9 protein-coding genes are annotated in these 15058 nt (G+C 64.4%); 2 read left to right on the forward strand and 7 right to left on the reverse strand.

The annotated features are described in order from the left end of the window. Positions 1-116: 116 nt before the first annotated feature. Both FA85_RS19955 and FA85_RS19960 read right to left on the reverse strand, forming a co-directional pair. Positions 117-3056, reverse strand: a complete 2940-nt coding sequence (locus FA85_RS19955) for a hypothetical protein (protein WP_036113514.1) — start codon at positions 3054-3056, stop codon at positions 117-119. 34 nt (positions 3057-3090) lie between these two features. Beyond that, positions 3091-5181, reverse strand: coding sequence for a hypothetical protein (locus FA85_RS19960; protein WP_036113510.1), 2091 nt, complete (start codon positions 5179-5181; stop codon positions 3091-3093). Positions 5182-5582: 401 nt separating this feature from the next. On the opposite strand from FA85_RS19960, the gene FA85_RS19965 reads away from it, so the two are divergent. Further along, entirely contained in the window at positions 5583-8120 is a 2538-nt protein-coding gene (locus FA85_RS19965) for an autotransporter family protein (protein ID WP_036113503.1), read from the forward strand. Positions 8121-8543: 423 nt separating this feature from the next. On the opposite strand, the gene FA85_RS19970 is transcribed toward FA85_RS19965, so the two are convergent. Then, positions 8544-9272 (reverse strand): hypothetical protein, encoded by a 729-nt coding sequence (locus tag FA85_RS19970; protein ID WP_036113500.1) that lies wholly within the window; start codon positions 9270-9272, stop codon positions 8544-8546. A gap of 80 nt (positions 9273-9352) precedes the next feature. On the opposite strand from FA85_RS19970, the gene FA85_RS19975 reads away from it, so the two are divergent. Continuing rightward, entirely contained in the window at positions 9353-10042 is a 690-nt protein-coding gene (locus tag FA85_RS19975; RefSeq protein ID WP_036113497.1) for a J domain-containing protein, read from the forward strand. On the opposite strand, the gene FA85_RS19980 is transcribed toward FA85_RS19975, so the two are convergent. The 4 genes from FA85_RS19980 to FA85_RS19995 all read right to left on the reverse strand — a co-directional run bounded on the left by FA85_RS19980 (position 10039) and on the right by FA85_RS19995 (position 15058). Further along, positions 10039-11439, reverse strand: a complete 1401-nt coding sequence (locus tag FA85_RS19980) for a TIGR03013 family XrtA/PEP-CTERM system glycosyltransferase (RefSeq protein WP_036113496.1) — start codon at positions 11437-11439, stop codon at positions 10039-10041. The two genes, FA85_RS19975 and FA85_RS19980, sit on opposite strands and share 4 nt — an antisense overlap. A gap of 126 nt (positions 11440-11565) precedes the next feature. Continuing rightward, complete coding sequence (locus FA85_RS21235) at positions 11566-12318, reverse strand: 4'-phosphopantetheinyl transferase family protein (protein ID WP_051943703.1); 753 nt, start codon at positions 12316-12318, stop codon at positions 11566-11568. A gap of 4 nt (positions 12319-12322) precedes the next feature. Continuing rightward, a complete protein-coding gene (locus FA85_RS19990; RefSeq protein WP_036113492.1) occupies positions 12323-13996 on the reverse strand; it encodes a GMC oxidoreductase in 1674 nt (557 codons plus the stop codon). 51 nt (positions 13997-14047) lie between these two features. Continuing rightward, positions 14048-15058, reverse strand: coding sequence for an NAD-dependent epimerase (locus tag FA85_RS19995; RefSeq protein WP_036113488.1), 1011 nt, complete (start codon positions 15056-15058; stop codon positions 14048-14050).

The following is a 15058-nucleotide window of genomic DNA, read 5'->3' on the forward strand; positions in this document are numbered from 1 at the left end:
ATAGGCTTTGGAAAGCGCGGGGCCTATACAACCAGCGTGCTAGCCGGGTGAGGCATTTGGCCGATAAGCCAATGAAGACAACCCTCCGTATGGGCGGGTTGTCCTGGTCTTGTCGATCACCTTTTGAACTTGAAGAAGTCCACGTGGATCGAGTCCTTGCAGACAATTTCTATCCACTTGACCTTCTTCCCGGCAACGACGTCATTTCTCACTTCGGCGTACTGGCCGTTGCCGCTTCCCGCGTTGAGCGTCTTTTTTCCGCCGATGATGCTGCTCGATGCATCCTGAAACGAGATGTACACCGGATCGTCCATCGAACTGACCGCGAAGCGCACTTCCGTCCATTCCTCGAACAAGTTGAAGAGGACGGTTTTTAAGATAAGCTCGTTGTTTGTCGGGTGTCCGATCCAGAGGATGTCGCCCTTGTAGTAGTCGTCGAGGCCAGCGCCAGAGTAGGGCTTGACGCCGATGAACTGCTCTTTCTCGACATGGTGGTTCCTGTCGAACATGACGTGGAACACTTTGTCGAACTTGAGTTGGTCTTTCGTCTCGGACGATACGCTTCGCGTTTGCTCGCCGTCGAAATCGAACGTCGCATCCCACTGATCGCCTCCTGGCGTGACGAACACGCTGAGCGGCGCGGAGACAGGTAAAGTGGTACCGCCGCGCGTGACGGTGTACGTGCTCACCACGGTCCTGCCGCGCTCCGCCGCGATCATGGCGGCGGTGATCTTAAACGGATCCAGGGCCGGCGAGGCCGTCTTTGTCGGCAAGGCGTGGGTACCGAATGACGCTGCGACGCTGTCACCGCTCAGCAAGGGCGCGGTGGGCGGGACCTCCAGGTCTGCGGACGTTCTGTTGCCGTCGAGCCGCGACGCGATGGCCTGCGGAATGATCGGCGCCGGGAAGGCCGGTGGCGCGACCGTGGCACGAACCGTGTAGGCGAGCGAGGTGAATTTTCGTGCCGTCGCCTGCGCGCCGCCATCGAAGGCGACTTCCAGTGTGAGGACGAGCGGTGTCTGGTCGGAGAGGGTGTTCAGCCACAGGCGCGGCAGCGGCTCCGAGAACGCGCTCCCGCCGGTGACCGGTTTGGCCGTGGCAATGACTTGCGAACTGTTTGCCGTCGACGCCGTAAGCCAGTACAGCTGCCCAGTGGCCATCAATGGCCATTTAGGTACGTCGATCGTCGCGTCGCCGACGAACTGGTTGAGATCGAGGACGCTGGTACCTAGCGCTTGCCGGATGACCGGCTTGCCGACGCGCGGGTCGTTCGGCTGGAAGTCGATCACGTTGAAGTTTGCGATCGGCGAGGACTTCGCTGCGCCGCCGGCCTTGGGCGTGACGCTGTATTGCACAGTGATCGCATGGGCCAGGTTCTTCGCCACGACCGCCGGCCCGATGTCGATCTTCATGCCTGACGGGTTGCCGGTTTGCGCGGCGGCGGTCTCCTGCCCACCTGGACCCGCCACAGTCATGATCACATCGTCGCTCGCGCGGATATCGGAGGACGCCGGAATGGAGGCGGTGATTCCGTTGGGCGCCGCGGGCGGATCGATCTGATTAGCGACCGCTTCGACGATGCCGGGAAGGGGAAGGTTCGGCACCGCAGGGGGCAGGATGCCGAATGGATAGGGAAGCGACGTCGCGGAGTAGTTGGGCCCGGTTACCGTATAGGTCGCCGTGGCAGGCGAGCCGGCGTTCGGCGCGATGAACGCCGTTCCCGTCAGCGTGAATTCAGGGGGTTTCGACGGATCGCTCATGGCTTTGGAATCTGTGAACGGCACAGGCGCGGCGATATTGGCGGTGACCCGGTCGCCCCTTGTCTGCGGCGGAATGACCAGGTGGGCGACGCCAAGTTCGGCGGGAATCGTGTAGTTGATCGCCTCATCCACCTTAGGAGCGGGTAGCTCGCTGCCGATGACACGCAGATCCCTGCGTTTCGACTGAACCGGCGTGTCCCCGGGATTGGTCCGCTTGTACGCGACACTGGCCTTGCCGCCGCCGGCCGTGCCGCCTAGCGCTGCGACTTCGGCATTCGGGATGATGAATTCAGGTACCTGGTAGTCGTAGGTGAGCAACTGGGGCGGCGGTGAATAAGGGCGGGGCGTGGTCCCGTCTTCCGCCACGCCCGTCCATGTCACGGTGATGCTCGCGCCCTTCAGGCCGCCGTTGTTGACAGGCTGGACGGTAACGTCACCGGTACCCAGCTTGCCCAGGTCGATAACCGTCTGATCGATGTCGGCTTCCTCCACGCGAGGCGCGGGCAGCGCACCCGGATCGGGCAGGGGCACCTGCACCTGCTTATGCGGCGCCCACTTCGAACTGTTGGTCACGCGGTCTAGGATGCGGTACGTGACGGTCGCCGGACCCTCGCCGACCTGCCTGATCTCGTCCTCGGGTATATCTATTTCGACCGACGGCGCCGTCGCGTCCGCTGACGACACCGTGATCTCATGCCAGAAGCCATGCCACGAAGCCGTGACCCTGTCGCCTGCTTCGATGTTGAGGTACCTGGCCACGACGACGCGCACGTTGCTCAGGTCCGCCCCGAGCGGCCAGGGGAGGACTTCCGGCGGTTTCAGTCCCTCATTGATGGTTTCGGTGCTCGGGTCGGGGTCGAGGCCGCCCGGGACGCTCAGTTTGACTTCGACCGAAAGGGAAGGCGAGTAAACCACCGTGCCCGATGCGCCCACATTTTCGTGCACTACATCGTAGATGCCTGCGCCGATGGCATGGATGGCCGAAGCACGAACGGTGACCGGAATGGCCTTGCCGTTGTCCTCGGCGTTAATGAGTCGGCTCCCGACGACCGGTCCCGTCGTGCCGCCCCAGCGGATACGGGCGATGTCTCCATCGGCGAAGCCATCCCACGGGCCGACGATCACGCCAATGCTTCCCGCGGCGTTAGGGCCCACAAGGTCGTACCCGAGACCGCCGTTGGCGTCGACCTCGTGAATGAGCGGGGGCGGGAGCGCCGCATCTGGCACGATTGTGTCTGTGGCGGCGCCACCGTCGGCGAGCGGCGGTGAATCCGGGCGTTCGTGTTCGGTTTGCATGGAACCTCCTTGATCCACCGTCGCTCGTAACGCATCAGTTTCCCGTGCGTACATCCATCAGCACGTTGTCCTGAACGGCCTCTACCGTGCCGGCCTGGTTTTCGATCGTATAGTCGAAATAACCGTGACCGAAATTGACGGGCAGAAGAACGCCCGGGACGAGCAGGATGTCGACGAAAGCACGCTTCTCCGTGATCGGTTTTGCCGGTGGCTTGGGAAGCGAACTGTCGTCCCTTTCGACGAGATCGTTCTTTGTAATGATGTGCGATCCGCTGGCGCTTGTCGGCTGTCCCGGCGGTTCGAAGTCCGGCGTTCCCACGAATTTCCACGTGATGGTATCGCCTTCGCCGACATTGGTCTGGTCCAGGCGAATGCGTACGAGTGTCCCGTTTCGGGCGTCGTCGATGTTGATGCCATAGGCCCGCCTGCCCGCTGCATTCACGAAGGTGGCGGCATAGAGCGTGCCTCCTCCGGGCAGTTCGCCGGCGGTCTTGATGGTGATGGCCCGCGACGGGGAGAACGCCGGGATATCCTCGCCGCTCTCCAGTTTGCGGGTCGCACCGTAATAAAACTGGTGCGCGCCGGAATGGCTCTGGAGGTCGGCACTCTGAACCGTGATCTTGAGATCGGCAGCCTTGGTGACGTCGTCGCCGGTAACCTTGTATGCGGCACCCACGGCGCCGCCGTCTTCGGCATCGATGTAGAGCTGAATGACATCGTCTTCCTTGAACGCTGCAACCGGCGTAGCGGAAAGGTCGAACCAGGGCACGATGCCGGTAGCGTCCTTCTCGGCATCGTCCGCCGGAAGATCGTTGTCCGCGCCGCTCTCACCCCGGAGGGTAGGCCGTTGCAGATTCTCGTTCGGATTGGCAGGCAGACCTGGATCCGGGTTCGGCAGCGGGTCAGGATTGGGGTCGGGATTGCCGGGCAATGAAAGATCGAAGTCAACCGGTTTGATCTCGGACGGACTCGACAGACCGCTTCGCATGACCTGATAACGGACATCGGCCGTGAAAATCGGTGCGGGCGGGCTGCCGTCGTTGGTGGACGGAAACAGCAGCGTGTAAGGGAAACCCAGCTCGAGTAGCGGATCGTTGTCGATGTCTGAAGCCTTCAGCGGGCTGGTGACGACGCTTTGGTCGCCGACACTGACGATGAAGTAATCGCCTTCCTTAGGCGTTGGCGTGTACCTGGGAATCTGAATCACCATGGCGGGTCGAGCGTCAAGATCGGTGATCAGCTTGTCTTCTTCGGGGTCGAAGCGGGGGATCAGCGGTGCCGGAATGGTCTCAGGAGCGTCCCTGATCAGCATGTTGACCGGGGTTCCCGGAGCCGGCCCGTGTTGATTGCCGACGTCGTCCGTCGCGGCATAGTAAAAATCGACAATACCGGCCCCATCGACCTTCTCGAGTACCGTGCGGTCGTAGGTGACCTTCGTGCCACCGCTTTTACTCGTGGTGACGACGGTTCCGGCGTCAATCTGAATGCCGTCACTACGAAGCTTCATGAAGAGGTTGATGGTGTCGCCTTTCTCCTGGAATTCGTAGCTGGGGATCGTACCTTCGAGCACACCACCGAGCTGACCGAGCAACTTGGCGAGGGTCAGGCCGTTATTGTCGATGTCCTCGTCGAAATCGATCGCCGGCGGCAGATCGCCGCCCGGTGGCTGCTTGTCGAAGATGGGCGAAACGAACTTGTAGTAGTACTTGATACCGAGCAGGGTTTCGATCTGCATGCGAAGGGGAACCGTTTGTACGGTTCCCTCAGCGATCGCAGCCATAAAAGCCACCGGCACATGCAACTCGATCGTCGGGGGGTACGGTGGACTCGAAGGAAGTTCGAACGAATCAAGCTCCGTCTCGCCGTACATCAGACTGTAAAGGTCGTTTGGCTTCGAGTTGGTCCAGGTCTCGCAGGTAACCAGAAGAGGAGACAGCATCTTTGTGCGCGGAATCTTATCGTTCGGTAACGCGTCGGGCACCAGAGTGGGCAGGCCGATGTTTTCGTCCTGGGGCGAAGCGGCGGCGATACCAGCCACGGCATGATTGCCGATGGAAGGCTGGGCGGTAGTGTCGAGCATAAGCTGTGCGCGACGCGGAGGGTTTGCGGTGGGCTTTCCTTGCATGTTGTATCACTCCTGTGAATGGCGCGGCTTCGATGCTACTCGCCCGTATAGTGCTGCTTCGATAGTCCGGACGTCGTAGGCGCGGTGTGCCGGAAATCGGCATGTTCGAGCTTAAATTGGGAGGATCGACGCGCTTCACGTCACATGGACGTGTACAGCGATAAGGATGCGACTCTTGCCGGATCACGCGCCGGAACCGCGCCCGGTCATCGCAACGAGATCGGAAAGGCTGGGAGGGCCGCACCACACCGCATCCACTTTTAGGACCACGCCCAATAGCGAGGTCGGCCGCGAGTGGCTGTAATGCCCTCTCTCGTGGCGTCGACCAGTGTCCGCCGCGTCCGTCGCCAGGTCCTCATGTCCGGCGACTCCTTGTCTTGGTTCCGAAGCAGGAAAACGCCATGCATTGCACTTTGTCCCGAGTTGCGCGCCGCGCGACGCTTTCGGCCGCGATCGTCGCGGCACTTTCGACGTCTTCCTATGTGATCGCGCGCGACGTCGGCGCGGGCCAGACCGTCGTGCTCGATAACGAGAACGCCTCGCCGGAGGTCTTCAATGTGCGGGCGTCCGGTACGTTGCGTGTGCTGAATGGGTCGACCGCCGGCGCCGTGCATACGACGTTCGGTACGCTCGTCATCGACCGCTCGACGATCACGTCCGCGTCGGGCGTCGGCGTGGATGGATACAACGGATCGAACCTGACGATCACCGATTCCACGATTTCCCCGGGAACGACGGGTCGCTTCCAGCGAGGCCTCCTGCTGTCGGAAAGCAACCTGCCCGAAGGCAAGGGCATGGCGGCACGCGTGTCCGTCGCACGCAGCGTCATCAACGGAAATGACTACGCCGCCAGTATCGCGGGTAACGGCGTCATTGACGCTTCGGCCACCCGGTTCATCGGTCAGGGTGCCGGTTCCGCCGGTATCGCGATGTACAACGGCAGCCTGACACTGACTGACGGCAGTCTGGTGCAGGGGCAAGGTCAGGGCTTGCAGGTGACGACAACGCGCGCTGTCTACGCGCCCTACGTCGGCAGCACCCTCATCGTGGACGGCTCCACGGTACGTGGGCTGGGCGGCAGTGCCATCCAGGTGTTCACTCAGGATGAGACACCAGTCGATCCGACGATCATTCTGCGTAACGGCGCATCGCTCGAAGGTGCCAACGGCGTGGCGCTGGGCATGAACGACGGGACGCACGCGACCATCCAGCTGGACAATAGTCGAATCGCCGGTGACTTCCAGCTGGCGGGCAGTGCCTCCGCGGACGTTTCGCTGACCAATGCGGCGACGCTTACCGGTAGCGTGACGGGCGACGCGACGATGACGCTGGCAGCGGGCACCGCATGGGCCTCGACGGGAAACTCGACGATCGCTTCGCTCGCCCTGAACGGCGGCAGCGCATCCTTTACGCCGGTCAGCGGCGCGGCCTATCGAAGCACGACCGTGCGTGGCGACTTCTCGGGGAGCGGCGGCGCCATCGGGCTCAACGTCCTCCTGAATGAGGGCGGGGCTTCGTCCCATCAGCAGACGGACCGGCTGTTGATCCTGGGTAACGTGACCACGACGGGTGTGACCGATATCGTTGTGACGCCGGGCGGCGCCGGTGCCGCTACCGACACCAACGGCAACGGGGTGATCGAAGCTGACGAGGGCATTTCACTGGTGCAGGTGGGCGGCGCTTCGCGGGCCGATGCGTTCAGGCTTCGCGGTGGCTATGTCGCCGTCGGTCCATTCCAGTACACCCTGCACGCGTTCGGCCCAGGGCAGGCCGATCCGGCGCAGAACCAGCTGGGTGGTGCACCATTGAACTGGGACTACCGTCTCGCCAACCAGGTGGTGTGCGAAGGAGGCTGTACACCGGTGGATCCGGGTGGTCCGGGCCCTGGTGATGGTGGCGACCCGGGCAATCCCGAGGATCCCGGTGTTCCGGGTGACGGCGGCGACCCCGGTATCCCCGAAACCCCACGTGAGCGATTCGCCGTGGCTCCGCAGCTGCCTTCCTATCTCTCCGCCCCGGCCGCGCTGCTCACCTATGGCGACATGATGAACGACGGTCTGCACCAGCGGCTAGGTGACATCCGCCAGGGCGCATCGGACAACCCGGTCGGCGGCGAGGTATTCGCGCGCTACCTCGGTGGCCAGCTACGCTACAGCTCCAACCTGTCGTTTCAGCGTTACGGCTACGACTTCGATCAGCAGATCAATGCGCTGCAGCTCGGGGGCAGCCTGATCGCGCTGGATGGCGACAACGGTTTGTTGCGTGCGGGCTGGGCCGCCGACAAGGGGACCACGCGCGTTACGCCCAACGCGATCGATGGCAACAGCAGTGCGAAATACCATGCCCATGGTGTATCCGGCTGGATCACCTGGCAGCACGGCAACGGCTTCTGGGTAGACGGCGTCATCGGCGCCACGCGGTACCGCGGCGATGTAGGTACGGATCTGCGCGGCTCCGATGTCGGCAATCTCCGCGCGCATGGCTGGACCACGTCGATCGAGGCGGGTCTGCCGATCGCGATCGGTGGCGACTGGACGGTGGAGCCGCGGTTCCAGCTGAAGCACCAACAGCTGAACTTCCGGGACTTCAGCGACACCGATGGACTCGAGATCCGGCTGGGCACGGCGAAGCAGACCAGCGCCACGCTTGGCGGTCGTGTTACCCGGACGGCGCAGCCGCGATTCATGCCCTATGCCAGCCTGGACCTGACACATACGAGCAATGGCGATCCGGGCGTGGACGTCTCCAGCGAAGCCTTCCATACCGGCGACCGCTTCGGCTCGGGTCGTGTGGGTAATGCGTATCGTGTTGCCGCGGGTGCGGTCAGCCAGCTCGGTGAACATGTGCAAGTGTATGGCGAAGGCACCTACCAGCACTTCGTCGGCAGCTACGGCATGCGCGGCTGGGCCGGCAACGTCGGTGTCCGCGTGTCGTTCTGACGCGCGGCCACAAAAGACCACGGCATGTCGCGTTGACGACATGCCGTGGAGGTCGTGCAGTTCCCCAGTTCGATACCGCTAAACCGCTGGCGAGTCTTGCAACATTCCTCGCATTCCTCGTGACACTCCGCGCTGTGCATCCGTGCACCGGGGCGACATGCATGTCGCTTGCGTGGACGTGCTCCCTGCACGGTCCCTGTCATCTGGCTCGTCGCGGTTCAGTGGTATCGAGGAATTAGGCTATCGTGTTGTTTCACATATAAAAATAGGTCTTTGGTTGTAGGGGTGAACGTCCGGTTCCGGACACCCCGGAGCGCTTCTTGCCGCCTTTGCGGACAGGCGTGACCCGGGTCGCGAGCAGGGTCGAAAGCTTACATTCGACTTGCCGTTTTTCACTGTCCGGATCCGGACAGTGAAATGCCGTCACTGGATGGCGATCAGCCACAACGCCGCGCCCTGAACCGGTGCCACGGTCCAGTGCACGCGGTAGGTGCCCGCGGTCTCCACCTGTCGCCATGCCACCGCTCCCTGCACACCGCTCTCGTCGGGCAACGTGACGAAGGCATCGATCAGCCGGAAGCCGTCGCCCGGACTCACGGTCATGTGCTTGACGCCACCGTCGCCCCACCAGAACGCCAGCAAGGTGGCGGGTCCGTTCACCGTCACGGTGTCGCTGGCTACCTGCAAGGCGCCATTGGCGTAGGAACGTGCGACGGCAGCCACGCGTGTGCCGTGACGTACTTCGACGAAGGGCAGGGAGAGTTCACCGCGGGGTTCGCCGCGTTTGTCGATCGATACCGAATGCGCCGCGCCGCCTTTGCCGTCGGTGACGACATAGCCCTGCACCGTGAACCGGTCACCGTAGTTCGCGTACGTCTGCGCCCCGCCCAGGGGCTTCCAACGGTTCCCGTAGGTATCGCGAGGCGTGGCAACGTTGCTGGCATACCCCGCGTTGAAAGCGATGAACACGCTGCCACTGACCTGCGTGTCGACCGGCGCCGTGGTCGCGGGGGTAACCCCGAGACCTTCGCCCTGGCCGAGGAAAACGTGCGCGCCTAAGGCGGGCGGAGGCGTGTCGGCGGCGGTGACGGCGCCGCTGCTCAGGACGAGCAGCAGCGTCGCGGGGAAGGCGACGCGATGGGGCAGGCGCATGCGTATTCTCCATAAGTTGTACTTGTCACGCCGTGGGTGCTGCGCCACGCTCTTGGCTGCGGAGCAAGGGGAGCTCGACGGTGGCGGACGAAACCGATTTTCTGGATCTCTACACACGGCTCCGGCTGAAGCCTGGATGCTCGCTGGCCGAGTTCAAGCAAGCCTACCGGCGCCATGTCGCACAGTGGCATCCGGACCGCCGTGCCGACGGGCATGTCGACGCGCTGGCGGCACGTCGCCTGCAACGGCTTACCAGGCAGTATGGCGCGGCGATGGAATTCCACCGGCGACATGGCCGTCTGCCGGGCGGCGCACCGCTGCCAGGCGTAGCCGTCGCGACACCGAAACCCGCTGCCGTAATCGAGGACGGTACGCCGGCCGCCACGGTGATCGCCGATACGGAGTCGTTGCCACGGCGACCACTGGGCGCCTGGTGGTGGCTCGCGATCGGCGCGATTGGCGTCGCGGTGCTCGCCTGGTCGCTGATGCCCGCTGCCAGCGAACCCGACGCAGAAGACAGCACGGAAGCGGCCATCGTTCGAACGACTGGCGTACCGGCGGCGAACTCCGCCTTCGCGGTCAGCGGACCGTTGTCGCTGGGCATGAGCGAAGACGAGGTCATCGCACTCGAGGGCGAACCCACGCAACGCGCGGACGGTCGCTGGGAATACGGACCCTCCTGGGTCCGCTTCGACAACCACACGGTCAGTGACTGGTACAGCTCGCCACTTCGCGGTCTGCACAGCGAGAGCCCGCGCCCGCGTCACTAACGCGCACCACGGCCGAACAGCACCACCTCCACCGTCTCGATCAGGATCACCATGTCGAGGAAGAGGTTGTGGTTCTTCACGTAGAACAGGTCGTATTTCAGCTTCTCGGCAGCGTCTTCTTCGGAAGCCCCGTACGGATAGCTGAGCTGCGCCCAGCCCGCCAGGCCCGGTTTGATACTGTGCCGCAAGCTGTAATAACGAATCTTGGTTTCCAGGTCCGACACGAACTGCGGGCGCTCGGGTCGCGGGCCCACGATGCTCATGTCACCACGGATCACGTTCCACAGCTGCGGCAGCTCGTCGAAACGAAGCTTGCGGCAGATGCGGCCCACGCGCGTCACGCGATCGTCGTTGCTCTTCGCCCAGCGTGCCACGCCGTCCATCTCGGCATCGGTGCGCATGCTGCGGAACTTGTACAGCCAGAACGAGCGCCCGTGTTCGCCGACGCGCTCCTGGCGGTACAGAATGGGCTGTCCGCGACCGGATTCGATGCGGATGGCGGCGACCACCGCCAGCATGACCGGCCAGCAGAGCAGGGCGATCGTCAGCGATGCACCGATGTCGAAGGCGCGTTTCACGAAGAGCGCGAAAGGCGACGCGTTGAAGCCGCCTGAAAACACCAGCCATGACGGATCGAGCATGGTCAGCTGCACGCGACCGGCTTCGCGCTCGACGAAAGTGGTGAGGTCGGTGATCTGCACGCCGAGCTGGCGGCAGGCCAGCAGGTCGTCCATGGGCAGGCTCCCACGCCGGTCGTCCACGCCGACGACGATTTCGTCGAGCTTCACACGGCGCGCATAGCCTGCCAGTGACTCACGCGTGTCGAGCAGCAGTTCGGCGGGCACCAGTATGTTCTCGTTGGGTCCTTGCACATATCCGAGCAGGCAGAAGCCTCGACGGTCCGAGCGGCGGCGCATGCGATTATGGATCTGCGCCGCGCGTTGTCCGGCGCCCAGCACGATCACGCGCCGTTTCAGGGCTTCCAGCTCGACCAGACGCATGAAAAGCGCACGGAAAGCGGCCGTGGCGATAAAGCCGATCGCCAGCGCCATGCCGAGCACGCCGCGTCCCACGTACGCCTGCGGTACCACGTAATAGCCGACCACCAGAACGAGCCCGCCCAGTGCGAAGGCGATGGCATGTCTCGCCAGCTGACCTCGCCAGCTCATGCGCAACGTTGACCGGTATTCGCCGAGTGCCGCCATGCCGAGGAAGATGACCAGCGCGAACATCACCGCGCGTGCGGTAAGCATCTGCATCGATGCTTCGAGGTCGTCCGGCGACGGTGCGAAGCGAATGTACGTGGCGACGTTGAGCGACGCGGCAAGCAGGAGCAGCTCGCATCCACCCATCAGGGTGAGCCAGCGTACGATCGGCTGTCGAAGCAAACGAATCATCGTGTTCCCCTTGCACGCCGCGTGTCGACGTGCCGATGACGGAAGGCTAGGCATGTGCGCCGGGAGTGTCGATTGCACTTCCGGTCGTGACGCGGCTAGGCCGTATGGCCGTGTGTAACGTCATCGTTACAGCGTGTGCAGACGAATGTCCCGGATCGCCGGCGGAGCGGCGAAGGCCGCGATCCAGCGATCGCAGCCCTCGAGGTTGCGCGTGATGCATGGCGGGTAGTGCGCCGCCTCCGGGGGCGGGAGCAGAAGATGCGTCGCGGGCGCCGGTGTCGTGGCGGGATCGGTCAGCAGTCCGACACCGAAGGCTTTCAGCAGCGCTTCTTTCCGCGTCCATAGTTCCATCTGTGCCCAGCGCCTCGCGACATCGTCGAGAACCGACAGCTGTGCGATTTCCGCTCGGGTACAGAACACCGGCATCAGCGTGTCCAGATCCACGCGCGGAGGGTACGTCTCGATGTCGACGCCGATCGTCGCCGCCGGCGAGACCGCCAGCGCCACCACATCGCCGCTATGGCTGAGGCTGGTCGACAATGCGGTTCCGGGCAGGCGGGGCTGCCCATCGGCGGTGCGTGCCAGCGGCACGTCCGATGGCGCCAGGCGCAGGCACTCGCCGAGCACGATACGCCACACGGCATGCGCAAGAACGTAGACGTCGCGGTCGCGGGGGTAGTGGAAGCGAAGTGCCCGTGCCCGTTCGGTCCGGTCGAGCAGGGCGTTGGCATCGCACACGTCGTCGCGGAGAGCGAGGGCGTCGAACACGAGGACACGGGCCTGATCGGCGCGCGGCGCATCGAAGCCCGCGTCGGCAAGGCGGGCGACGACCCGACCGGAGAAGGTGTCCCTTCGGGACGCGTGGGCCAGTGCGGTCATCCGGTTATCCGAGTCCGCCCGTTTCGCAGGCTTGCAGCAAGGTCCGCAACTGACCGGCAAGGCGCAGACTCAGCGCGATCAGCGTAAAGGTCGGAAACGCCCAGCCGCCGGTGGGGAAGACCGAGCTCCCCGCGACATGGAGATTGCCGACGCCGAAGACCTTGCCGTTCGGGTCGACGACACCCTGAGCCGGATCGTTCGCCATGCGTGTGGTACCCATGTGGTGCGCCGTGCCATGTACATCCGGTGGCAGGGCGGGATCGATCGCCCACGCGGCCGGTTCGAACCGGCCGTCGCAGGCATGGGCCAGCCGGTCGCCGGTCAGCACGGTGAGCGTGCGATAGGTGTGTCGGTCCAGATCGGTCAGTCGCCAGTCCACGCTCACCCGTCGCAACCCCAGCGCGTCGCGGCTCGTATCCAGGGTGATCCGGCTGTCGCGGTTGGGCGCCTGCTCGAAGAAGCCGACCAGGGCGACGCGGTCGCTATGGACGGTGGGGCGGTCGTTCGCCTTCTGCGCGGCCGCCCGGACGATGTCGCCGATATGCAGGCCGAGGCGCATCGTGCTCAGCGCCAGGTTCCGCGGTGAGACGGCGACCGCGCCACCGGGCCCGTTCTGCAGCGCGGCGTTGAGCCGGGCCTGGAGCAGCGAGCCTTCGTCGCGTACGGGACCACGTAAGGCGGCGCGAAGATCGCGCAGGGCGCGAATACCGCGCGGTACCTCGCCTTCCACCGCGAAGGGATGCACGCGGCCGTTCAGGGTCTCGTGACGTTTCTGGGCCGCCATCGACAAGCCGATCTCGGGAGACACGGGTGCCCGTGCCTTGCCGATGGTGCGCTCGTAGGGCCGCGTGAGCCGGTCGGGCGTGTCGGACCGGATGCTGCCGAGCGTGCCGCTGGGATGATCCATGAAATATCGTCCGACCAGATCGCGGTCGTTGCCCAGGCCGCGGGTCGCCACGCTGTCCGACAGCAGCAGGATGCGCGCATTCTCGATGCCACCGGCGGCGAGGACGTAACGCCGCGCGCGGATACGGCCACGGCGGCCGTCGAGCGAGCCGATGCGCACTTCGGTCACGTGGCTCGCCGTGTCGTTGGAACGCAGCTCCATCACGTTGGCGTGCAGCAGAACGGTGATGTTGGCCGCCTGGCCGAGCGGCTCGCGGTAGGCTTCCCCGAACAGGATCGGACTCCGCGCGAAGATGTAGTTGGTCATCACGTCCGGATCGAGGTCGAGCGGCTTGCGTGCCACCGGACCCTCGAACGACCCCTGGCCGAAACGGTACGACGCGTCGATGTGACAGAAGGCTCGCGCCTTCTCGTACCAGGGTGTCAGCTCGGCGTAGCGCAGCGGCCACCCACTCCCGGGCACCCAGTCGCGCGGGGCCATGTCGTCGTCGCCGAGCGGTATGCAGCCGCCGCCCCAAAGGGTGCAGCTGCCGCCGAACACGCGCATGCGCGAGGTGCCGGCATCGAAAGGCATGTCGCCGGCCGAGCGGCCGTTGTAGAGGTCCTGGCTGCGATCCTCACCCGTCAGGCCGCCGCCCTCGACGAGGCAGACGGTGATCGACGACCCGATGAAGGACTGCGCGATGGCGATGCCGGCCGGTCCCGCGCCAATGACGCACAGGTCCGCCTGAAGATCGGCAGGTGCCGACGGGTCGAGGTAATCGATGAGCACGGCGCATCTCCCAGAAATGTCGCGTCGCGTTGGAAAATCTTCGTCGCCGCGCTAGGCCCGGTAATACGCGCGGTACCAGTCGACGAAATGTCTGACGCCGGAGCGGACATCCACCCGCGGCGCGTACCCCGTGGCCTGCACCAGCGCCGAGACATTGGCTTCGGTGTCGGGTACGTCGCCGGCCTGCAAGGGCAACATCTCCATGCGTGCCTTTCGGTCGAGACACTCTTCCAGCGTGTGGATGTATTGCAGCAGCTCCACCGGCTTCTCGTTGCCGATGTTGTAGATGCGATAGGGCGCGACGCCGCTGCTGCCCGGGTCGGGGCGATCGCCCGACCACTGTTCGTTCCTGCCGGGCAGCTGATCGAGCGTGCGCAGGATCCCCTCGACGATGTCGTCCACGTAGGTGAAGCTGCGCTTGTGGTGCCCGTGATTGAACACCCGGATCGGCTCGCCCGCCAGGATGGCCTTGGTGAACAGGAACAGCGCCATGTCGGGTCGGCCCCAGGGGCCGTACACCGTGAAAAAGCGCAGGCCGGTGCAGGGCAGGCCATAGAGATGCGCATAGCTGTGCGCCATCTGCTCATTGGCTTTCTTCGACGCGGCATACAGGGTCAGCGGGTGCTCGGTCGGCTGATGCTCGGAAAACGGCATCCGCGTGTCGGCGCCATAGACCGAACTGGTCGACGCGAACACGAGATGTTCCACGTCGTGATGGCGGCAGCCCTCCAGTACATGCAGAAAGCCGGTGACATTGCTGGACATGTACACGTGCGGATTGGTGGCGGCGTAACGTACGCCTGCCTGTGCCGCAAGGTTGACGACGCGTTGCGGGCGGTAGGTGGCGAAGACTTCTTCCACCGCCTCGCGGTCGGCGAGATCGGCGTGGATATGGGTGTAGCCCGGGTCGTCCGCGAAGCGTCGCAGACGTGCCTGCTTCAGCCCCACGTCGTAGTAGTCCGACAGGTTGTCCAGCCCTATCACCTCGTTGCCCCGCGCGAGGAGCCGCAGGGCGAGGTGGGAGCCGATGAAGCCCGCGGTGCCGGTGACGAGGACTCTCAT

This window comes from Luteibacter mycovicinus (assembly GCF_000745235.1).
Lineage (GTDB): Bacteria > Pseudomonadota > Gammaproteobacteria > Xanthomonadales > Rhodanobacteraceae > Luteibacter > Luteibacter mycovicinus.

What these genes read in the sequence shown, in the direction of transcription:
- FA85_RS19955 (WP_036113514.1), bottom strand. Translation starts at nt 3,056, where the DNA reads ATGCAAACCGAACACGAACGCCCGGATTCACCGCCGCTCGCCGACGGT.
- FA85_RS19960 (WP_036113510.1), bottom strand. Translation starts at nt 5,181, where the DNA reads ATGCAAGGAAAGCCCACCGCAAACCCTCCGCGTCGCGCACAGCTTATG.
- FA85_RS19965 (WP_036113503.1), top strand. Translation starts at nt 5,583, where the DNA reads ATGCATTGCACTTTGTCCCGAGTTGCGCGCCGCGCGACGCTTTCGGCC.
- FA85_RS19970 (WP_036113500.1), bottom strand. Translation starts at nt 9,272, where the DNA reads ATGCGCCTGCCCCATCGCGTCGCCTTCCCCGCGACGCTGCTGCTCGTC.
- FA85_RS19980 (WP_036113496.1), bottom strand. Translation starts at nt 11,439, where the DNA reads ATGATTCGTTTGCTTCGACAGCCGATCGTACGCTGGCTCACCCTGATG.
- FA85_RS21235 (WP_051943703.1), bottom strand. Translation starts at nt 12,318, where the DNA reads ATGACCGCACTGGCCCACGCGTCCCGAAGGGACACCTTCTCCGGTCGG.
- FA85_RS19995 (WP_036113488.1), bottom strand. Translation starts at nt 15,058, where the DNA reads ATGAGAGTCCTCGTCACCGGCACCGCGGGCTTCATCGGCTCCCACCTC.